Genomic DNA, 19093 nt, shown 5'->3' with positions numbered 1-19093 from the left:
GGGGCTGGTCTCTGGTGCGCGTGATAATCATCGGTGCCGGACAGGTCGGGTCGTCCATCGCGGCCGACCTCGACGAGACCCACGAGGTCGTCGTCATCGACTGCGACCCCGAGCGCGTCGACGAACTGAACTACTCGCTCGACGTGCTGGCGCTCCACGGCGACGGAACCTCGGTGGACACGCTCGAAGAGGCCGACGTGGAGTGCGCCGACATGGTCATCGCCTCGACCGACGACGACGAGACGAACATCGTCGCCTGCGCGACCGCCAAGGCCATCTCGAACGCGTTCACAATCGCCCGGGTCAAGAACACGGAGTACCTCCGGACGTGGCAGCGCTCCGAGAAGGCGTTCGGCATCGACTTCATGGTCTGTACGAACCTGCTCGCCGCGGAGTCCATCGTCCGCGTCGTCGGCCTCCCCGCCGCGCGCGACGTGGACCCCTTCGCGGGCGGGCAGGTCCAGATGGCCGAGTTCGAAGTCGACGAGGAGAGCCCCGTCGCCAACCAGACCGTGAGCGAGGCCGACCGCTTCGACTCGCTGACGTTCGCGGCCATCCTCCGCGACGGCGAGGTCACCATCCCCCGCGGCGACTCCGTCATCGGCCCCGGCGACCGCGTCGTCGTCATCGGCAGCCCCAAGAGCGTCCAGGGCTTCGCAAGCTCCGTCTCGCCCGACGAACCGCCGGGAACCGCCGAGGAGGTCGTCATCGTCGGCGGGAGCGAAATCGGCTACCACGTCGCCCGCCTGCTCGAAGAGCGCGGCTTCAAGCCCAGGCTCATCGAGCACGACGCGGAGCGCGCCCGCGAACTCGCGGAGATGCTCCCCGGAACCATCGTCATGGAGAGCGACGCGACCGACGTGGACTTCCTCGAACGCGAGTACATCGGCGACGCCGACCTGCTCGTCTCGGCGCTCGACTCCGACGAGAAGAACCTGCTCGTGTCGCTTCTCGCCGCCCGCCTCGGCGTCGAGCGCACCGTCGCCGTCATCGACACGACGCCGTACGTGGACCTGTTCGAGGCCGTCGGCGTCGACGTGGGCGTCAGCCCCCGCGAGGTCGTCGCAGAGGAGATAACCCGCTTTACCCGCGAGGGCGGCGCGGAGAACGTCGCGCTCATCGAGTCTGACAAGGCCGAAGTACTCGAAATCGAGGTGGACGCCGAGAGCGTCCTCGCGGGCAAGCCGATTCGGGAGTCGGTGGCGACGCTCCCCGAAGGCGTCGTCATCGGCGCGATAACCCGCCGCCGCGAGTTCATCACCCCCCGCGGCGACACCGTCATCGAACCCGGCGACCACGTCGTCGTCTTCGTCGATAGCTGCGTCATCGACGACGTGACACCCAATCTGTAATCCCGCCCGTCGCCGCCACCCCCGTCGCCGCCGACCCACGGGTGCGCCGAATCCCCACCGCGTCACGGTGTCGCGCCCCCGACTGCGAACCCGAACACGGAAGAACCCGGCGCTCGGTACGTTAGTCCACGGATGAAATTGCGGGTCGATTACAGAGCCAGCCTGCGTCTCGTGGGGACCGTCCTGAAGTATCTCGCGGTCCCTCTTTGTTTCCCGCTCGTGGTCGCGCTGTACTACGGCGAGTCGGTGCTCCCGTTCGTCGTCACGATGGCCGTCACGGTCCTCGTCGGCACGGGGCTCGAACGGCTCGCCGACGACCCCGACATCGGGGCCCGAGAGGGCTTTCTGATGGTCGCGCTGACGTGGCTAGCGGTCACGATAGTCGGCGCGATACCGTTTCTCATCGAGGCCCACGGCATCCCCTTCGTCGCGTCGCCCATCCACCCCGAATCGACCCTCGGCAACCCGGTGAACGCGCTGTTCGAGACGATGAGCGGCTTCACCACGACCGGGGCGACGGTGCTCGGCGACATCTCGTTCGACTCGCACACCCGCGGCATCATGATGTGGCGACAGCTCACCCAGTGGCTCGGCGGGATGGGTATCGTCGTCCTCGCGGTGGCCATCCTTCCCGAACTCTCCGTCGGCGGCGCACAGCTGATGGACGCCGAAGCGCCCGGCCCCGGCATCGAGAAGCTCACGCCGCGCATCGCCGAGACGGCCCGCGCGCTCTGGGGCGCGTACCTCGGTCTCACCGTCCTCGAAATCGTCCTCCTCTACGGGCTCAACGTCACCGGCCACGCCCCGAACATGGGCGTGTACAACGCCATCGCCCACGGGCTGACGACGATGCCGACCGGCGGATTCTCGCCTGAGGCCCGCAGCATCGAGGCGTTTTCGGCGGCCGCGCAGTGGGTCGTTATCCCCTTCATGGTCGCCGCCGGGACCAACTTCGCGCTGTTTTGGCACGTCCTCACGGGCGACCCGAAGCGGCTGTTCCGCGACACCGAGTTCAAGTCCTACCTCGGCGTCATCGGCGTCGTCTCGGCCATCCTCGCGGGAATCCTGTTCCTCGGTGACGGGCTGATGTCCGTCGCGCCCGCGGGCGAGACGTACGACCAACTCTACCTCGAAGGCATCCGCACGGCCATCATCGGCAACGTCGAACCCGCGGTTCGCCAGTCGGTGTTTCAGGTCGTCTCCATCGTCACGACGACCGGCTACGCCAGCATCGACTTCAACGCGTGGAGCGCGCCGGCGCAGTACGTCCTGCTGTTCGCGATGTTCATCGGCGGCTCCGGGGGGTCGACCGGCGGCGCGGTGAAAATCGTCCGCTGGTACGTCATCGTGAAATCGCTCCGCCGAGAGCTGTTCACGACGGCTCACCCCGAGGCGGTCCGCCCCGTCAGGCTCGCCGGCCGCGCGGTCGACGAGCGGGCCATCCGCGGCATCTACGCCTTCACGCTCCTGTATCTCGTGTTGTTTTTCGTCTCGACCGGCCTGCTCCACCTCGACGCCGCGCGCATCGGCTTCGACGTGAGCATCCTCGAAACCATGAGCGCCGTCGCCGCGACCCTCGGGAACGTCGGGCCGGGATTCGGCGTCGTCGGCCCGATGGGGAGCTATCTCGACTTCTCCAACGGCTCGAAGCTGTACATGGTGCTTCTCATGTGGGTGGGCCGACTGGAGATTCTGCCCGTGTTAGTCATCTTCACGCCGGAGTACTGGCGTCGGTAACGCCGAAAAAACCGCGTCCGCTTTTGCTCAGGGGTTCAGCCCGTAGAGTGCCGACCGGGCGAACACCAACACCGGGATGATTTCGAGGCGGCCGACCCACATGTTAAAGAGGAACATCGTCTCGGCCCACGGGTTCATCGAGGGACCGGTGATGCCCGTCGAGATACCGACGTTGCCCTGTGCGGACGCGACTTCGAACAGCGCGTCGGCGTAGGTGAACTCCGGTCCGGCGAGGTTCACGAGGAGGACGCTCGACCCGACGAGGAGCAACAGCCAGAGCATCGAGACGATGGCCGCCTCGGAGAACTCGCGGTCCATCTCGGTCCGCGAGAGGCGGCGGCCGTTCATCTCGATGTTGACGACCGCGCTCTCGGGGAGGAAGACGCGGGAGAACTGCCAGCGGATGCCGCGGGAGATGGTGTAGCCGCGGATGATTTTGATGCCGCCGACGGTCGACCCGGCGGCCCCGCCGAGGGTCATCGCCCCCGACAGGAGAATCTTCCCGCCGTCTGACCACGCGCCGAGCGGTGCGGCCTGAAAGCCGGTGCAGGTGAGCGCGCTCACCCAGTGGAACGCGGCGTCGCGGACGGCGTCCGACTCCGGCCCGCCGACGACGCCGGCGAGTCCGAAGTAGTCCGCGGTCTCGACGAACGCCGAGCCCGCGGTCGCCGGGAGGCTGACGAGGTTCTGGACGGCGAGCGCGACCGCGCCGACCGCGAAGAGAACGAGGAGCCAGCGCGTCTGGAGGTCGCCCCAGAGGCGGTCGATGTCGCGGTGTTTCAGAATGGCGTAGTGGACGGGGAAGGCGATTGCGCCCAGCGCCATGATGGGGAGCAACACCGTCTCGATGAGCGGCGAGTCGTACGTGCCGATGGAGCCGTCGGTGACGGCGAATCCGCCGGTCGAAAGCCCCGTCATCGCGTGATTGAGCGCCTGCCACGCGACCTCCCACAGCGGGAGCGTCGCCCCGTAGTCGCTGGCGCGGATGGCGACGAAGAGGACGACCACCGACAGGAGCGTGTAGCCGACGAAAATCTTCCAGACCGTCCGGACCGTCGAGACGACGCTCGGGTGAATCTTCTCCTCTCTGGCCTCGCCGCGGTACAGGGCGTAGCTCCCGCTGCCGGGCCGCGAGAGGATGGAGACGGTGAGGACGATGACGCCCACGCCGCCGACCCACTGGATGAGCGAGCGCCACCACTGAATCGTCCGGGGAAGCGACGGCTCGTGGATGCCCATCGTCAGCCCGCTTCCGGTCCAGCCGCTCATGCTCTCGAACAGGGCGTGCAACGGGTCGCGGAAGTAGACGAGACTCGACTGGGCGTAGTCGACGCCGGCGGGCACGAGCGCCGTGAAGACGCCCTGCGGGGCGAACTGCGCCGTGAGGAAGAAGGGAAGCGACCCGAAGGCGGCCGTGGCGAACCAGCCCGCGGCGGCGATTATCATCCCGTGTTTCATCCGGGGGGCGGGGGCGTCCGCGAACGCCTTTCGCGCGCCCAGCCCGACGAACGCCGTCGCGCCCCCGGCGGCGAGGAACGCGAGCGCGGCGTACCACTCGCGGAAGCCGACCGCGACGAGGACCGAGGCGGTCATCAGGGCCGACTCCATGGCGAGGAGCGACCCCACGTCGCGGCCGATGACCGCGAGGTCGGCGGGCCACCCCGAGACGGTTCGTCCGCGACGGGGCATCAGTGGTCCTCGTAGTGGCCGAACACGTCAGTCACCTCGGGCGTCGCGCCCTTCGCGGAGTAGACCGTCAGGAGATCGCCCGCGCCGATGGCGGTGTTCCCGCGGGGCGTCACGGGGTCGTCGTCGCCCTCGCGCTCGACGGCGACGATGAGCGTGTCGCCGTCGAGGAGGTCCTCCTGTGCCGCCTCCTGAATCGTCATCCCGGTTATCGGCGCGTCCTCGTCGACGCGGATTTCGAACACCTCGGCGTGCTCACCGATGCGCATGTAGTCGACGATAGAGGGGCGCTTGACCGCGCGGTAGAGGTACTCCGCGATGAGCCGCTGGGGGTTCTCCATCGTGTTGACGCCGATTTGGCGGTAGAGGCTCATGTGCTCGGGGTTGTGGACGACCGAGACGATGTCGGGGATGTCGAGTTCCTTCGCCAACAGACAGACCATGATGTTTGTCGCGTCCTTGTCGGTCGTCGTGATGATGGCGTCGGCGCGGTCCGCGCCGGCCTCGTCGAGCGTCTGTTTGACCGTGGCGTCGTCGTTGAGGACGAGACAGTCGAACGTCGCGGCGGCCGCCTCGGCCTTCGCCTCGTCGCGCTCGACGACGACGACCTCGTTGCCGCCCTCGGTGGCGATTTCGATGAGCGGCGTGCCGATGTTGCCCGCGCCGACGACGATGATGTACATGACGTTCCGGCGTGGGCGTGGGGCGGTGGAAAAACTATCGGCATGGCGTTCCGTCGCTCCCTCGAACGCGAGAGACCGCGTGAGAACGGAACGAGAGCCGCGCGGCCGACTCAGTTCTCGACCGCGGACGCGGCGCGGACGATGGTCTCCTCGCCGAACTTGGGGCCGATGAGTTGGAGGCCGACCGGGAGGCCGTCGGTCTCGCCCGCCGGAACCGAGATGGCGGGGAGGTTCGCGAGGTTCACCGGCACGGTGTTCGCGTCTGCGAGGTACATCTGGAGCGGGTCGTCGAGGCTCTCGCCGAGTTCGAACGGCGGGACGGGCATCGTCGGCGACGCGACCACGTCGACGTCCTCGAACGCCTCGTCGAAGTCCTGTTTGACCCACGCGCGGGCGTCCTGGGCCTTCGCGTAGTACTTGTCGTGGTAGCCCGCCGAGAGGGCGTACGTACCGAGGAGGATGCGGCGTTTGACCTCGGAGCCGAAGCCGTCCTCGCGGGCGCGGGCGAACGCCTCGTTCCAGTTGCCGTCGTAGCCGCCGGACTTGCCGTAGCGGACGCCGTCGAAGCGAGCGAGGTTCGACGACGCCTCGGACATGGCGATGACGTAGTAGGCGGCGACGGCCTTCTCGACCGAGGGCATGCTGACCTCGCGGTACTCAGCGCCCTGGGCTTCGAGTTCGTCGAGCGCGGCCCAAAACGCCTCCTCGACGCCCTCGTCCGCGCCCTCGACGAACTCGGTCGGGACGCCGATGGTGAGGCCGTCGACGTCGCCGTCGGCGGCCGCGGCGTAGTTCGAGTCGGCACCGGCGTCGCGGGTCGTGCCGTCTCGGTCGTCGGGGCCGGCGATGACGTCGAGGAGCGCGGCGGCGTCCTCGACGGTCGGCGCGATTGGGCCGATCTGTTCGAGGGAGTTCGCGTAGGCGACGAGGCCGTAGCGCGAGACGAGGCCGTAGGTGGGCTTGATACCGACGACGCCGCAGAACGCGGCGGGACAGCGGATGGAGCCGCCCGTGTCGGTGCCGAGCGCGAGGTCGGCCTCGCCGGCGGCGACGGCGGCCGCGGAGCCACCGGAGGAGCCACCGGGGACGCGGGACTCGTCGACGGGGTTCTTGGTCGGGCCGAACGCCGAGGTCTCGGTCGTCGTCCCCATGCCGAACTCGTCCATGTTGGCCTTGCCGACGATGGTCGCGCCGGCGTCCTTCAGGAGTTCGACGACGGTCGCGTCGTACGGCGGGACGTAGTCTTCGAGCATCGCGGAGCCGCAGGTCGTCCGCAGGCCCTCCGTGGAGATGTTGTCCTTGACGGCGACGGACTTGCCCGCGAGCGGGCCGTCGTCGGAGCCGTCGAGCGTCTCTTTCGTGATGAAGGCGTTCAGCGACATCTACGACACCCGCGGGCCCTTGAAGAAGCCGTCTTCGGTCTCTGCGGCGTTCGACAGCGCCTCCTCTTGGGTGAGGCCGTCGCGGACCTCGTCGGGGCGCATCACGTTCACCAGTTCGTCCTCGCGGTCGACTTCGGGGACCTCGTCGAGGGCGTCGAAGTAGCCGAGGATGTCCGCGAACTGCGCCGCGAACTCCTTGACCTCGTCCTCGTCGAGGTCGACCCGCGCCAACTCGGCGACGTGTCGAACCTCGTCGGCGTCGACGGGCGTATCGCTCATGTATCGGAGGAAACGGAGACCGGGAGTAAGAGTTTCGGTGTGGGTCGTTTCGTCCGGTCCCCGGCGCGAGTCAGCCGGGGCGAGACCACCGGCGAGGCGGCCGGGGCCGACCGTACGGACCCGGGCCATTCCGTCCTCCTGTCGCCGTCAGATATAAGTAACGAGGGTCAATACGAATAGACGGAGAACGACCGTTCCCAGTTGCTTCTCTCGCACACAATGACAGAAAGTGTCCGACGTTTCACGACCGGCAACGCGCGCGTGCGCAATGAGAATACGAAAGATACCGAGCAGACCGACACCGAGCGGGAGCAGACGCCCACGTGCCCCGAATGCGGCTCGGAGAGCCTCGTCTCCGACACCGAACACGGTGAGACGGTCTGCGACGACTGTGGGCTCGTCGTCGAGGAAGACGAGATCGACCACGGCCCCGAGTGGCGCGCGTTCAACTCCTCGGAGAAAGACGAGAAATCCCGCGTCGGCGCGCCCACGACGAACATGATGCACGACAAGGGGCTGTCGACCAACATCGGTTGGCAGAACAAAGACGCCTACGGGCGCTCGCTGTCGTCCCGCCAGCGCGAGAAGATGCAACGGCTTCGCACGTGGAACGAGCGATTCCGCACCCGCGACTCCAAGGAGCGCAACCTCAAGCAGGCGCTCGGCGAAATCGACCGCATGGCCTCGGCGCTCGGCCTTCCGGATAACGTCCGCGAGACCGCCTCGGTCATCTATCGCCGCGCGCTCGACGACGACCTGCTGCCCGGTCGCTCCATCGAGGGCGTCGCCACGTCGGCGCTGTACGCCGCCGCACGGATGGCCGGCACCCCGCGCTCGCTCGACGAGATTACGAGCGTCTCGCGCGTCGAGAAGGACGAAATCGCCCGCACCTACCGCTACGTCGTCCGCGAACTCTCGCTCGAAATCAAGCCCGCCGACCCCGAGCAGTACGTCCCGCGGTTCGCCAGCGACCTCGGCCTCTCCGACGAGTCCGAGCGGCGCGCCCGACAGCTCTTGAAGAACGCCAAAGAACAGGGTGTCCACTCGGGCAAGTCGCCGGTCGGCCTCGCCGCCGCCGCCGTCTACGCGGCCTCGCTTCTCACCAACGAGAAGGTGACGCAAAACGAGGTCTCCGAGGTCGCCAACATCTCCGAGGTCACCATCCGCAACCGCTACCACGAACTCCTCGAAGCCGAAGAGCAGGTCCAACTGCCCTAACTCGGCCGGTCCGTTCGTCCGTTTCGTCCCGCTCGGTTCCGCGGTTCCGTTCCGTTCCGTTCCGTCTTGTCTCGTTCCGTCCCGCTTCGTTCCGCAACAGCCATGCCGCTCGCTCCGGAGCCACAGCCATGGAGACGACGCGACATTTCACCTCGACCGTGTACATCGTCAACGACGGCGCGGTGGCGCTCCACCGACACGAGCGCCTCGGCATCCGCATCCCGCCGGGCGGGCACGTCGACCGCGACGAACTCCCTCACGAGGCCGGCCTGCGCGAGGTCCGCGAGGAGACGGGGCTCGACCCGGAACTCGTCGACGACACGCCGTCGGTCCCCGCGCCCGCCGGCCGGGCGCTCCCGCAGCCCCGTCAGCAGATGCTCTACGACATCAACGTCCACGGCGACGGCTCGGTCGGCCACCAGCACATCGACCACGTCTTCTACGCCCGGGTGGACGCCCGCGACATCGACCCCGCGCCGGGCGAGGCAGACCCCGAGGTCTGGGCGTGGTACGACGAGTCCGACCTCCGCGAGAGCGATATCGACCCCGACACGGTGCAGTTCGCGCTGGAGGCTATCGAGGTCGTGCGCGCCGACGAGCGAGAGAGATAGCGGGGACTCCGCGACTTCGACCTACTCCACGAGCGATTCGACGTACTGCTGGACGTGGTTCTCCATCCGCCGCTTGAACCCCGCCTGCCGCGCGAGCCGGTCGAGTTCGCGCGAGGCGTAGGTGCCGTACTGGACCGCCTTCTTGTCCGCTTCCGCGACCGACTCGGGGAGCACGCCGCTCGCGGCCTCCCTGAGCGCGACCTTCCGCCGGTCGCCGTCCACGAGTAACTCTCCGGGGAGCGGGAGCGCAGCCGAGACAACCCGGTCGTGGAGGAGCGGCGCGACGGGGTCGACCCCGGCGGCGCGGAGCACGAGCAGGTCGCGTTCGAGCTGGTCGGGGAGCGTGAGAATCATTTCGCGGGCGGCCCCGCGGACGGTGTCGGCCTCGACGCGCGGGTCGTCGGGGGCTTTCTGGACTTTGGCGTAGCCGCCGAACAGTTCGTCCGCGCCCTGCCCGACCGCGAGGCGGTCGTAACCGTCCGCGGCGACTCGCTCTGCGAGCAGGTACAGGGGCAGAACGATTTGCACGTCCATCGGGTTCGTTCGGCCGAGCGCGGCGACGATTTCCGGGACGGCGCGTTCGAGCGCCTCGTGGGTGAGTTCGACCACGGTGAGGTCGCGGTCCATCGCGGCGGCGGCCTCGCGGGCGGCGGCCACGTCGTGAGAGCCCTCGAAACCGGCGACGTAACAGGGGGCGTCGGGGACGCCGGCCGCGACGACCGCCGAATCGACGCCGCCGGAGAAGGCCACGGCGAGGCCGTCGTCGTCCACCGACCGGACCGATTCGAAGACCGCGTCGCGGACGCGGTCGAGCGCGGCGTCGCGGTCGGTGGCGGCCGGCGGGTCGGGAAGCGACCAGACGCGTTCGTCGTCGCCGGCGGCTTCGCCGGTCGTCCCGCGGGCGCGGCCCGCGGGGACGGCGACCGGGTCGTCGAGGTCGCGGTGGTCGAACGACCACCTCGCGGGGTCGGCGCGCTCGGAGAAGAGCGGCTGGCGACCGAGCACGTCTCGGACGAGTCGGCCGTCGAGTTCGCCCGCGAAGCCCGCAGTTCCGGGAAGCGGGTCGCGCTCGGCGAGGGCGCGCCGGACGAGGTCGGGGGACGCGCCGCGCATCAAAACAGGTCCGTCAGGGCGTGTTTCAGTCGTCGGGTCGCGCCGCCCGCGGCCTGCCGGAACGAGATGCGCCACGGGGTCTTGTTGCCGACGACGCTGGTTCGCCCGTCGGCGACGGCCGAGAGGATGGCGTCCGCGCTTCGGGTGTCGGTGCCGACCTCGGTGACGGCCTGTCCGACCATCTCCGCGATGTGGGCGTCGCTCCCGGCGGTCATCGGGAGGTTCCGGCGCTTGGCGAACCGCTCGGCGCGCTGGTTTGCGATGCCGGTGAGGAGCCGCGAGTTGTAGATTTCGATGGCGTCGGCGCTGGCGAGCTGCGCGCTGGAGATGTGCGGGGCGACGCCGTGGCGCGACTTCTGAAACGGGTGCGGGATGACGGCGATGCCGCCCGCGTCGCGGATGCGGTCGAGCGTCTCGTCGTACGACAGTCCCGCGGGAATCAGCTCCTCGACGCCCAAGGCGAGGACGTGGCCCGCGGCGCAGGTGACCTCCATCCCCGGGATGCCGACCAGCCCGTAGTCGGCCGCGAGCTCCGCGGCTTCGAGGCTGGCGTCTATCTCGTCGTGGTCGGTCACGGCGAGGGCGTCCAAGCCGACCGCGACCGCCTGTTCGAGGAGGTACTCGATTGGGTCCCGCCCGTCGTAGGACAGAGACGAATGCGAGTGCAACTCGACCGATAACACACCGTCTCCTAACGATGGAGGCTAAAAAAGCGCCCCGGTCCCGGTGTGATTGGCGTGTGGACCTCACGCACGGTGGTCGGCGGGCGTTCGGGGCGACCCGAGCCGGTCCGGGACGGTCCGAGTCGCCGCCGTACACGCCCGCCTGAGTCGGATGCGGACGACGACGGCGACTTCGACCATATTTTGGGCACGTTCGTGCACATAGAAAGGGTTTACAATGTGCGTTCTGACCATACCAGTGAATGACGCTTTCCGACGCGGACCGCGATCTCGTCGTCGCCGAGCTCGGTCGAGACCCGACGCCGGCCGAGGAGATACTCTTCGAAAACCTCTGGAGCGAACACTGCGCCTACCGGTCGTCTCGCCCGCTTCTGTCGGCGTTCGACTCGGAGGGCGACCAGGTCGTCATCGGCCCCGGTGACGACGCGGCGGTCGTCGCTCTGGACGACGACACCTACATCACGCTCGGTATCGAGAGCCACAACCACCCCTCCTACGTCGACCCCTACGACGGCGCGGCCACGGGCGTCGGCGGCATCGTCCGCGACACCCTCTCGATGGGCGCGTACCCCATCGCGCTGGCCGACTGCCTCTACTTCGGCGACTTCGACCGCGAGCACTCGCGGTACCTCCTCGACGGCGTCGTCGAGGGCATCGCCGACTACGGCAACGCCATCGGCGTCCCCACGGTAACCGGGTCGACCTCGTTCCACGAGAACTACGAGGGCAACCCGCTCGTCAACGTCGCCTGCGTCGGCCTCCTGTCGGCCGACCGCCTCGTCACGGCCGAAGCCCAGAAGGCGGGCAACAAGCTCGTCCTCGTCGGCAGTTCGACCGGCCGCGACGGGCTCGGCGGCGCGTCCTTCGCCAGCGAGGACCTCGCTGAGGACGCGGAAACCGAAGACCGGCCCGCGGTGCAGGTCGGCGACCCCTACACGGAGAAACTGCTCATCGAGTGCAACGAGGCGCTCATCGACGAGGACCTCGTCGAGTCCGCCCGCGACCTCGGAGCCGCCGGCCTCGGCGGCGCGTCCTCGGAACTCGTCGCCAAGGGGGGCTTCGGCGCGGAAATCGACCTCGAGAAGGTCCACCAGCGCGAGCCGAACATGAACGCCTTCGAGATTCTCCTCTCGGAGTCCCAAGAGCGCATGTGCTACGAGGTGACTCCCGAGAACGTCGAGCGCGTGCAGGAACTCGCCGCGCGCTTCGACCTCGGCAGCGCCGTCATCGGCGAGGTCGCCGAGGGCAACTACGTCTGCACCTTCGACGGCGAACCCGTCGTCGACGTGCCCCCGGAGTTCCTCGCCGAGGGCGCGCCAATGAACGACCTCGACTCGGTCGAACCCGAAGCCGCGGCGCGCGACCTGCCCGCGTTCGACCTCGAAGACGCGTTCGAAGCGGTCGTCTCCGACCCCAACACGGCGTCGAAGCGCTGGGTCTACCGGCAGTACGACCACGAGGTCGGCCTGCGGACCGCCCGCCGACCCGGCGACGACGCGGCGCTCCTCGACGTGCCCGAGGCCGACACGAAACTCGCGTTCACCGGCGGCGCGGACCCCAACTGGACGACCGCCGCGCCCTACGACGGCGCGCGCGCCGTCGCCTTCGAGAACGCGACCAACCTCGCCGCGAAGGGCGCGTCGCCCCTCGCGACCGTCGACTGTCTCAACGGCGGCAATCCCGAGAAACCCGACGTGTACGGCGGCTTCAAGGGCATCGTCGACGGCCTCGCCGACATGTGCCGGGCGCTTTCGGTCCCGGTCGTCGGCGGCAACGTCTCGCTGTACAACGACTCCGTCTCCGGCCCGATTCCGCCGACGCCGACGCTGGCGATGGTGGGGAAGGCCGACGGCTCCTCGCCCGGCCTCTCGCTTTCGGGCGAGGGCGACCTGTTCCTCGTCGGCCACTCCGGCGGCGCGCTCGGCGGCTCGGCGGTCCTCGACCACCTCGGGGGCTCCGACGCGTTCCCGACGCTCCCCGAGGACGCCGACGCCGCGACCGCGGTCGAGACGATTCGGACGGTCGCGGCCGATGAGTCCACGGTCGCGGTTCACGACGCGAGCCACGGCGGTCTCGCGGTCGCGCTGGCCGAGATGGTCACCGACGAGGTCGGCGCGGACGTGTCCGTCTCCGACTACGTCTCGCTGTTCGAGGAGACGCCCGGCCGTGTCGTCGTCGAGACGACCGACGAGGCCGCACTGCGCGACCTCGCGGGCGACGTGCCCGTCGTCGAACTCGGGACGACGACCGACGACGCGACGCTCTCGCTCACGGTCGACAGTGACGGCGACGAGGTCGCCTACGGCGCGGCCGACATCGCAGCCCTGCGCGACGTGCTCGCCCGCGAACTCGACTGAGCCGAACCCTGAACTGCAAAAACGCGTCCGCGTCGCACCGCCCTCGCTACGGTTCGAGGACGACTTTCCCGCTGCTCTTTCTGGCTTCGATGTGTTCGTGGGCCGCCGCGGCGTCTTCGAGGTCGAACGTCTCGCCGACGACCACGTCGAGTTCGCCCGCGGCGAGCAGTTCGGACAGCTCCGGCACCGCGCCGAGAATCGATTCGGGGCGCTGCTCCATGGCGCTGCCGAGGTGGAAGCCGATGACGGACTTGTTCTCGAACAGCAGGCGCGTCGGGTCCGCCGCGGCAGAGTCGCCGGAGGCCGCGCCGTAGGTGACGAGTCGGCCGAAGTCGGAGAGGGCGTCCAGACTGCGCTCGAACGTCTCGCCGCCGACGCCGTCGAGGACGAGGTCGACGCCCGCGCCGTCGGTCTCGTCGGCGACGACCTCGCGGAAGTCCTCTTCTGTGTACTGGATGCCGTGGTCGAGACCGAGGTCGGCCGCGAGGTCGAGTTTCGCCTCGGTGCTGGCCGTGCCGAACGTCTCGACGCCGGCGTGGGCGGCGAGTTGGACCGCCGCGGTGCCGACGCCGCCGGCGGCCGCCTGAATCAGCACGCGCTCGTCGCCGTCGAGGTCGCCCCACTCGTGGAGGCAGTTGTAGGCGGTGAGGAACTGGACGGGGAAGCCGGCGGCCTCGGCGAACGACATCGATTCGGGCACGTCGAACAGCGTCGGGGCCGGCGTGGTGACGGACTCGGCGTACGCCCCGCCGCCGGTCATTGCGACGACGCGTTCACCGACCTCGCGGTCGATGCCCTCGCCCACCGCGTCGATGGTCCCCGCGGCCTCCATCCCCGGCGTGTACGGCGGTTCCGGGCCGTCTCGGTAGGTCCCGCGCCGCTGCATGATGTCCGCGAAGTTGATGCCGGCGGCTTCGACGTCGATGCGGACCTCGCCCGGGGCCGGTTCGGGCGTCTCGGTCTCGCGCAGTTCGAGGCTGTCGGTGCTCCCGTACTCGGTGACGACGATAGATTTCACACCGGCCGTAGCCGCGGGGGCTTGAAAAGGGGAGAGAACGCGGAAGTTCGTGCGGATTGCCGGTTTCGAGCGGTTTCGAACGTTTTTCGAGCGGTTTCGAACGGTTCTGGGCGCGCTTACGCGAGCGCCAGCGGGATGCCGAACGTGACGACGAGGCCGACGACGAAGACGAGGACGCCGGTCGTGACCTGACTCATCGAGAACTCCTGCATCGGGGAGGTGACGCGGCCGTCTTGTTCGCCTTCGTGGTGGTCGTCGTGTCCGTGGTCGTGGTCGTCGCTCATACGCGGGGCGACGGGTTCGCGGTACAAAAACGCACCTAACCGTCGTCCGCGAGCCCAACCACTGCATCGCTTGCGACCGGTCTCGCGGGCGGGCGTCACCCCGGGCGGTTCAGGACCGATATAGATACAGCACGACCAGGAACACGAGCGCGAGCGGGAGGAACGGAATCGCGGCGTCGAGCGGGACCAACAGCGCCACTATCGCGGCCATCACCACGAACTCGACGACCACGAGCAGGCTGAGGAGTTCGGCTGAATCCGTCATCGTTCGAGTCGGAACCCGTGTCGGGCTTTTCGCGGACGGGTCATCAAGCTGACTCCACACCGGTCCGAGAGGGTCTCGCGGTCATCGGACGACTCGGCCAAGTGGTCGGCGTTCGGCCACCACCTGCCGTAGTCGAAACGGTGAAACGGCTCTTTCGCAAACAATCCGGTAGCGAATGCTCACGAAGCGCATCATCCCCTGTATCGACGTCGACCTCGACGAGGACGGGAACCCCGCGGTCTACACCGGCGTCAACTTCGAGGACCTGAAGTACACCGGCGACCCGGTCGAGATGGCCAAACGGTACAACGAGGCGGGCGCGGACGAGTTCGTCTTCCTCGACATCACCGCCTCCGCCGAGGGGCGGGCGACGATGCTCGACACCGTCTCGAAGGTCGCGGACGAGGTGTTCATCCCGCTGACGGTCGGCGGCGGCATCCGCACCCGCGACGACATCAAAGAGACGCTCCGCGCCGGCGCGGACAAGGTCTCTATCAACACCGCGGCGCTCCAGAACCCCGACCTCATCGAGGAGGGCGCGCGCTCCTTCGGCAGCCAGTGTATCGTCATCTCGGTGGACGCCCGCCGGCGCTTCGACGAGGCGGGCGAGCACTACGCCGAGGTCGACGGCGAGTCCTGCTGGTTCGAGTGCACCGTCAAGGGCGGCCGCGAGGGAACCGGCGTCGACGTGGTCGAGTGGGCCAACGAGGCCGAGTCCCGCGGCGCGGGCGAGCTGTTCATCAACTCCATCGACGCCGACGGCACGAAAGACGGCTACGACATCCCGCTGACGAAGGCCGTCTGCGACAGCGTCTCGACGCCCGTCATCGCCTCCTCCGGCTGCGGCGGCCCCGAGGACATGTACGAGGTGTTCACCGAGGCCGGCGCGGACGCCGGGCTCGCCGCCTCCATCTTCCACTTCGACGAGTACACGATTCGGGACGTCAAGGAGTACCTCGACGAGCGCGACGTGCCGGTTCGACTGTAAGCCCCGCCTCCACAGCCGTTCTTTTCCGCCTCTTTTCGTCTCTCTTTTCGCGTCCCGTCCCGACCCGTCCGCCGGTCGTGCGTCCCCCGCGCAGTCGAAACCAATCTTAACCCGCCGCCGCGTCGTATCTCGACCCGAGATGACAGACGACGCGTGGCTCGACGCCCTCCGCACGCACCGCGAACAGAAGGATCGCTATCTCGCTGGGGACCGCAACTCTCCGATTCCGCCGGACCAGCGGGAGGTTTTCGACGGCCTCGACTACTTCGACCCCGACCCCGACCTCCGGTTCGAACTCGAACTCCGGGAATACGACGACCCCGAGCGCATCACCATCGGCACCTCGACCGACGGCGAGCGCGCGTACCTCGCGTGGGGGCGCTTCGAGTTCGAGGTCGACGGCGAGTCGTACGCGCTCGACGCCTACCGCGCCGACGCCGACGAGGACCGCCTGTGGGTTCCGTTCCGCGACGAGACGAACGCCGAGGAGACGTACGGAGCGGGTCGCTACCTCGACCTCGAAGCCGCGGACCGGACCGACGACGGGCGCTGGGTGGTCGACTTCAACTACGCGTACAACCCGTTTTGCGCCTACTCGCCGCGCTACGAGTGCCCGCTGGTTCCGATGGAAAACTGGCTCGAAGTCCGCATCGAGGCCGGCGAGAAGGACTACGAGGGGCCGGGCGGCGGCGGCGAGTAACCGAAGCCGAGAACTGAGAGACGCGCCGCTCGCGGCCGGAAGAAACGAGAGAGAACCCGCAGATTACGCGTCGATACCGGCGCGGTAGGCGTCGGTGAAGTCGTCGGCGGTGCGCTGGACGCCGCGGGCGGCCTCCGCGAGCGCGTCGAGGGGGTCGACGCCGGACTCCGTCTTGATGGAGAGGACGGGGTCCGTCTGTCCGCCGGACTGCTCGGGGTTCACGTCGTAGGTCGCGGCCGTGACGGTGTCGGTCTGGAGGAGTTCGCCCTTCAGGACGTTCATGAAGGTGTGGTCCTCGCCGCCGATTTCGATGCGGAGTTCCTCGTCGGTCTTGTCGATGACCCGCAGTTCCATGGCTCTCCGTTCCCTCCAGCGGCGTTTTAACGTTTCGTCTCGGGAACCGCGACCAGTTCGTCGAAGTCCGGGTCCGCGTCGAGGAGTTCGTACCGCCCGCCGTCGTCCGGGGGCGCGACGACGCCCTCGGCGACGAGGTGGTCCAGATGGGCGAACGCCTCGCCGGGGCCGTGGAGGATGTGGATGGCTTCGAGGTCGCCGAACAGGCGCGCGCTCACGGTCCACACGTCGGCCGGGCCGTGATCGTCGAGGACGGAGACGACGCGCTCGGTGCGCTCGCGGTGGTGCTCCGCGATGACGCGCGCCCGGCCGGCGGGGTCGGAGATGGGGTCGCGGTGGCCGGGCCACGCCCGCTCGAAGTCGAGGGCCGCGAGGCGCGCGAGGCTGTCGAGATAGGTTTCGAGGGGGCGGTCGACCCGCAGGTCAGCGCCGCCGACGTTCGGGGTGTACTTCGGGAGAATCGCGTCGCCGACGAACGCCTGGCGACCCGCGCCGGGCTCGCCGTCGAAGGCGAAAGCGCTCAGGCCGGCGGCGTGGCCGGGGAGGTGGACGACTTCGAGTTCGCCGTCGCCGGCGGCGATGCGGTCGCCGTCCTCGACGGGCGTCACGTCGACGCGGTCGCCCCGGAGGTCGTCGTGGCCGTCGAGGAACGCGGTCACTTCGGCGAGCGGTTCGTCGGGGATACGCCACTCGTCGAAGCGGCGCTCGCGAATCGAGCGCTCGGCCGCGACCGCGTCGGGGTCGCCCGCGACGATGCCCGCGTCGTCGGCGTGGACGTAGACCGGGGCGCCGCTCTCGGCCTGGAGTTCGCCCGCCAGTCCGGCGTGGTCGGCGTGCCAGTGGGTGAGGACGATGGCGTCGAGGTCCGCAACCCCGCACCCGGCCGCGTCGAGTCCCTCGCGGAGGTCGCGGCGGACCGAGTCGGTCGCCACGCCGGCGTCGACCAGCGTCGGTCGGTCGCCGGGGAGGAGATAGGCGTTGTTGAGGCCCTCGAAGACGGTGTTACCGAGCCGTATCCGTTCCATGCGGCCACCTAACCGCCGAGGTGCATGATTATTCCGAATGGTCTCGGGGACGCGGCGTCCCGCGGTTTGTCGCGCGCTCGCCGGCACGCGGTCGGTCACCGGCTCGATTCGCCGGGCGAACGCCCGGTACATTCAAAAGCCGGCGTCGCATCGAATCGCACGTCGAATGCCGGTGGACTTCTACGAACTCCTCGGGGTCGAACGCGACGCCGAGACGGCGGAGATAAAGCAGGCCTTTCGTCAGCGCGCTCGGGAGTACCACCCCGACGTCAACGACGACGAGCGAGCCACGGCGCAGTTCACCGTCGTCCGGAAGGCCTACGAAGTCCTCACCGACGACGCCGAGCGCGCCGACTACGACCGGATGGGCCACGGGACGTACGTCGAAAAGCGCCTCGACGGCCTGACGAAGTTCAGATACCCCGGCAAGGCCGACGAGCAGGCCGGGGCCGGCGGCTCTGGAAGCGCCGACGCCGGCGGGCGGTCAGGTTCGTCGGGGTCCTCGACCGGCCGGTCGTCCTCGTCCACGTCGTCCTCCTCGTCTTCTTCCGGTCGGTCGTCCTCCTCGTCGTCCCGGTCGTCGTCCGGGCGCGCGTCGTCTTCGTCTTCGACCGCGAGTTCGTCGCGGTCGGGTCGGTCGCGCCGCTCGGGGTCGGCTTCCTCGTCGCGCGCCTCCGGGTCGTCGTCGCGGACTACGGGCGCATCGCAGTCGTCGGCCGCGAGCGGGGCGTCGCGCGGCCGCACCCGAAACACGCAGTCCAGTCGAACGGGGACGACCGGCCGGTTCGAACGCGAACGCGACGGCTCCGAGTCGGCGTCCGCGTCAGCGTCCGGGGAGACGAACCCGCTTTGGTACGGCTGGGGCGTCTCGCTCGGCGCGCTGCTGGCGTATCTCGGCGGCTTGGCGTGGCACCTCTCGGGCGACGGCGCGGGGTTCGTGACTGCGCTCGCGTCGCTCGACACCGCCGCGCCCGCCGCGGCGCTTCTCGCGTCGTCGCCGCTGTCGGTGCCGAGCCTCGCCGCTTTGCAGACCGCGGCGGCGACGCCGACGGTGGTCGTCCTCCCGGTCGCGGCGGCGCTCCTCGCGGTTTCGGTCGCCGGAGTCATCGCCCGGTTCGGCCACGCGTGGACAACGTGGGTCTACGCGCTCGCGGCGGCCGTCCCGCTGGCGCTCGTGGTGGCCGGCGCGGTCGGCGTCGGCCGCCCCGTCGCGGTCGACCTCCTCGGCTTCGTCGTCTGCCCGCTTCTCGGGGCCGGCGGGTTCGTCGTCGACGCCGGGTGGTATCTCTTCGCCTCGCGGTAGCTGGCGCGGTGCGGGGCGTCCCGGCAGGCGGCCGCCTCGGAAGTCGCGGCGTGCG

At 69.1% G+C, this 19093-nt stretch carries 19 protein-coding genes; 8 read left to right on the top strand and 11 right to left on the bottom strand.

Going from position 1 to position 19093, the window contains the following annotated elements; genetic code table 11:
- Positions 1-14: 14 nt before the first annotated feature.
- Together trkA and DVK03_RS05350 are read left to right on the top strand one after the other, a co-directional pair.
- Positions 15-1352, top strand: coding sequence for a Trk system potassium transporter TrkA (gene trkA / locus DVK03_RS05355; RefSeq protein ID WP_115802399.1), 1338 nt, complete (start codon positions 15-17; stop codon positions 1350-1352).
- Positions 1353-1484: 132 nt separating this feature from the next.
- Positions 1485-3089 (top strand): TrkH family potassium uptake protein, encoded by a 1605-nt coding sequence (locus tag DVK03_RS05350; RefSeq protein WP_049896113.1) that lies wholly within the window; start codon positions 1485-1487, stop codon positions 3087-3089.
- Between the two features lie 27 nt (positions 3090-3116).
- On the opposite strand, the gene DVK03_RS05345 is transcribed toward DVK03_RS05350, so the two are convergent.
- The 4 genes from DVK03_RS05345 to gatC form a co-directional block, all read right to left on the bottom strand.
- Positions 3117-4778, bottom strand: coding sequence for a TrkH family potassium uptake protein (locus DVK03_RS05345; RefSeq protein ID WP_115802398.1), 1662 nt, complete (start codon positions 4776-4778; stop codon positions 3117-3119).
- Positions 4778-5458: a TrkA family potassium uptake protein gene (locus DVK03_RS05340; protein ID WP_008611756.1), complete on the bottom strand. Its 681-nt coding sequence runs from the start codon at positions 5456-5458 to the stop codon at positions 4778-4780. Before DVK03_RS05340 ends, DVK03_RS05345 begins: the two co-directional genes overlap by 1 nt.
- 110 nt (positions 5459-5568) lie before the next feature.
- Positions 5569-6840, bottom strand: a complete 1272-nt coding sequence (gatA, locus tag DVK03_RS05335; RefSeq protein ID WP_115802397.1) for an Asp-tRNA(Asn)/Glu-tRNA(Gln) amidotransferase subunit GatA — start codon at positions 6838-6840, stop codon at positions 5569-5571.
- On the bottom strand, positions 6841-7119 hold the full coding sequence (gene gatC / locus DVK03_RS05330) for an Asp-tRNA(Asn)/Glu-tRNA(Gln) amidotransferase subunit GatC (RefSeq protein ID WP_115802722.1): 279 nt from the start codon (positions 7117-7119) through the stop codon (positions 6841-6843).
- 261 nt (positions 7120-7380) lie between these two features.
- Between gatC and DVK03_RS05325 the strand changes: the two genes are divergently transcribed.
- Positions 7381-8337 carry a transcription initiation factor IIB family protein gene (locus DVK03_RS05325; protein WP_004043889.1) on the top strand — a complete coding sequence of 319 codons (957 nt, stop codon included), beginning with the start codon at positions 7381-7383 and terminating at the stop codon, positions 8335-8337.
- A gap of 128 nt (positions 8338-8465) precedes the next feature.
- Positions 8466-8948 (top strand): NUDIX hydrolase, encoded by a 483-nt coding sequence (locus tag DVK03_RS05320; RefSeq protein WP_004064007.1) that lies wholly within the window; start codon positions 8466-8468, stop codon positions 8946-8948.
- Positions 8949-8969: 21 nt separating this feature from the next.
- Here DVK03_RS05320 and DVK03_RS05315 read toward each other — a convergent pair whose 3' ends face one another.
- Both DVK03_RS05315 and DVK03_RS05310 read right to left on the bottom strand, forming a co-directional pair.
- Positions 8970-10061, bottom strand: coding sequence for an asparagine synthase C-terminal domain-containing protein (locus DVK03_RS05315; protein WP_115802396.1), 1092 nt, complete (start codon positions 10059-10061; stop codon positions 8970-8972).
- The gene (locus DVK03_RS05310) at positions 10061-10744 is read right to left on the bottom strand and encodes a PHP domain-containing protein (protein ID WP_004043892.1); all 684 of its coding nucleotides are present in this window, start codon (positions 10742-10744) and stop codon (positions 10061-10063) included. Before DVK03_RS05310 ends, DVK03_RS05315 begins: the two co-directional genes overlap by 1 nt.
- Positions 10745-10986: 242 nt before the next feature.
- Here DVK03_RS05310 and purL point away from each other — a divergent pair, with 242 nt between their 5' ends.
- Positions 10987-13101: a phosphoribosylformylglycinamidine synthase subunit PurL gene (gene purL / locus DVK03_RS05305; protein ID WP_115802395.1), complete on the top strand. Its 2115-nt coding sequence runs from the start codon at positions 10987-10989 to the stop codon at positions 13099-13101.
- Positions 13102-13147: 46 nt separating this feature from the next.
- Here the strand turns inward: purL and DVK03_RS05300 are convergent, their stop codons facing one another.
- The 3 genes from DVK03_RS05300 to DVK03_RS19995 form a co-directional block, all read right to left on the bottom strand.
- A complete protein-coding gene (locus DVK03_RS05300; RefSeq protein WP_115802394.1) occupies positions 13148-14119 on the bottom strand; it encodes an NADPH:quinone oxidoreductase family protein in 972 nt (323 codons plus the stop codon).
- A gap of 116 nt (positions 14120-14235) precedes the next feature.
- Positions 14236-14403, bottom strand: a complete 168-nt coding sequence (locus DVK03_RS20000) for a hypothetical protein (RefSeq protein WP_004064017.1) — start codon at positions 14401-14403, stop codon at positions 14236-14238.
- Positions 14404-14512: 109 nt separating this feature from the next.
- Positions 14513-14668 (bottom strand): hypothetical protein, encoded by a 156-nt coding sequence (locus DVK03_RS19995; RefSeq protein ID WP_004064019.1) that lies wholly within the window; start codon positions 14666-14668, stop codon positions 14513-14515.
- Between the two features lie 175 nt (positions 14669-14843).
- Here DVK03_RS19995 and hisF point away from each other — a divergent pair, with 175 nt between their 5' ends.
- Positions 14844-15656 carry an imidazole glycerol phosphate synthase subunit HisF gene (gene hisF, locus DVK03_RS05295; protein WP_004064021.1) on the top strand — a complete coding sequence of 271 codons (813 nt, stop codon included), beginning with the start codon at positions 14844-14846 and terminating at the stop codon, positions 15654-15656.
- 139 nt (positions 15657-15795) lie between these two features.
- Entirely contained in the window at positions 15796-16356 is a 561-nt protein-coding gene (locus DVK03_RS05290) for a DUF1684 domain-containing protein (protein ID WP_115802393.1), read from the top strand.
- Between the two features lie 63 nt (positions 16357-16419).
- Here the strand turns inward: DVK03_RS05290 and DVK03_RS05285 are convergent, their stop codons facing one another.
- Both DVK03_RS05285 and DVK03_RS05280 read right to left on the bottom strand, forming a co-directional pair.
- Positions 16420-16710, bottom strand: a complete 291-nt coding sequence (locus DVK03_RS05285) for a DNA-directed RNA polymerase subunit L (protein WP_004043899.1) — start codon at positions 16708-16710, stop codon at positions 16420-16422.
- A gap of 26 nt (positions 16711-16736) precedes the next feature.
- Positions 16737-17735 carry an MBL fold metallo-hydrolase gene (locus DVK03_RS05280; protein WP_115802392.1) on the bottom strand — a complete coding sequence of 333 codons (999 nt, stop codon included), beginning with the start codon at positions 17733-17735 and terminating at the stop codon, positions 16737-16739.
- Positions 17736-17901: 166 nt separating this feature from the next.
- On the opposite strand from DVK03_RS05280, the gene DVK03_RS05275 reads away from it, so the two are divergent.
- Positions 17902-19038 carry a J domain-containing protein gene (locus DVK03_RS05275; protein WP_115802721.1) on the top strand — a complete coding sequence of 379 codons (1137 nt, stop codon included), beginning with the start codon at positions 17902-17904 and terminating at the stop codon, positions 19036-19038.
- The last annotated feature ends 55 nt before the right edge of the window (positions 19039-19093 follow it).

The organism is Haloferax sp. Atlit-109R, assembly GCF_003665865.1.
GTDB classification, from domain to species: Archaea; Halobacteriota; Halobacteria; order Halobacteriales; family Haloferacaceae; genus Haloferax; species Haloferax volcanii.
This window is presented reverse-complemented; position numbering and strand designations above follow the sequence as displayed.

What these genes read in the sequence shown, in the direction of transcription:
- DVK03_RS05280 (WP_115802392.1), bottom strand. Translation starts at nt 17,735, where the DNA reads ATGGAACGGATACGGCTCGGTAACACCGTCTTCGAGGGCCTCAACAAC.
- DVK03_RS19995 (WP_004064019.1), bottom strand. Translation starts at nt 14,668, where the DNA reads ATGACGGATTCAGCCGAACTCCTCAGCCTGCTCGTGGTCGTCGAGTTC.
- DVK03_RS05350 (WP_049896113.1), top strand. Translation starts at nt 1,485, where the DNA reads ATGAAATTGCGGGTCGATTACAGAGCCAGCCTGCGTCTCGTGGGGACC.
- DVK03_RS20000 (WP_004064017.1), bottom strand. Translation starts at nt 14,403, where the DNA reads ATGAGCGACGACCACGACCACGGACACGACGACCACCACGAAGGCGAA.
- DVK03_RS05275 (WP_115802721.1), top strand. Translation starts at nt 17,902, where the DNA reads ATGCCGGTGGACTTCTACGAACTCCTCGGGGTCGAACGCGACGCCGAG.
- gatC (WP_115802722.1), bottom strand. Translation starts at nt 7,119, where the DNA reads ATGAGCGATACGCCCGTCGACGCCGACGAGGTTCGACACGTCGCCGAG.
- hisF (WP_004064021.1), top strand. Translation starts at nt 14,844, where the DNA reads ATGCTCACGAAGCGCATCATCCCCTGTATCGACGTCGACCTCGACGAG.
- gatA (WP_115802397.1), bottom strand. Translation starts at nt 6,840, where the DNA reads ATGTCGCTGAACGCCTTCATCACGAAAGAGACGCTCGACGGCTCCGAC.
- DVK03_RS05315 (WP_115802396.1), bottom strand. Translation starts at nt 10,061, where the DNA reads ATGCGCGGCGCGTCCCCCGACCTCGTCCGGCGCGCCCTCGCCGAGCGC.
- DVK03_RS05290 (WP_115802393.1), top strand. Translation starts at nt 15,796, where the DNA reads ATGACAGACGACGCGTGGCTCGACGCCCTCCGCACGCACCGCGAACAG.
- DVK03_RS05285 (WP_004043899.1), bottom strand. Translation starts at nt 16,710, where the DNA reads ATGGAACTGCGGGTCATCGACAAGACCGACGAGGAACTCCGCATCGAA.
- DVK03_RS05320 (WP_004064007.1), top strand. Translation starts at nt 8,466, where the DNA reads ATGGAGACGACGCGACATTTCACCTCGACCGTGTACATCGTCAACGAC.
- DVK03_RS05345 (WP_115802398.1), bottom strand. Translation starts at nt 4,778, where the DNA reads ATGCCCCGTCGCGGACGAACCGTCTCGGGGTGGCCCGCCGACCTCGCG.
- DVK03_RS05340 (WP_008611756.1), bottom strand. Translation starts at nt 5,458, where the DNA reads ATGTACATCATCGTCGTCGGCGCGGGCAACATCGGCACGCCGCTCATC.
- purL (WP_115802395.1), top strand. Translation starts at nt 10,987, where the DNA reads ATGACGCTTTCCGACGCGGACCGCGATCTCGTCGTCGCCGAGCTCGGT.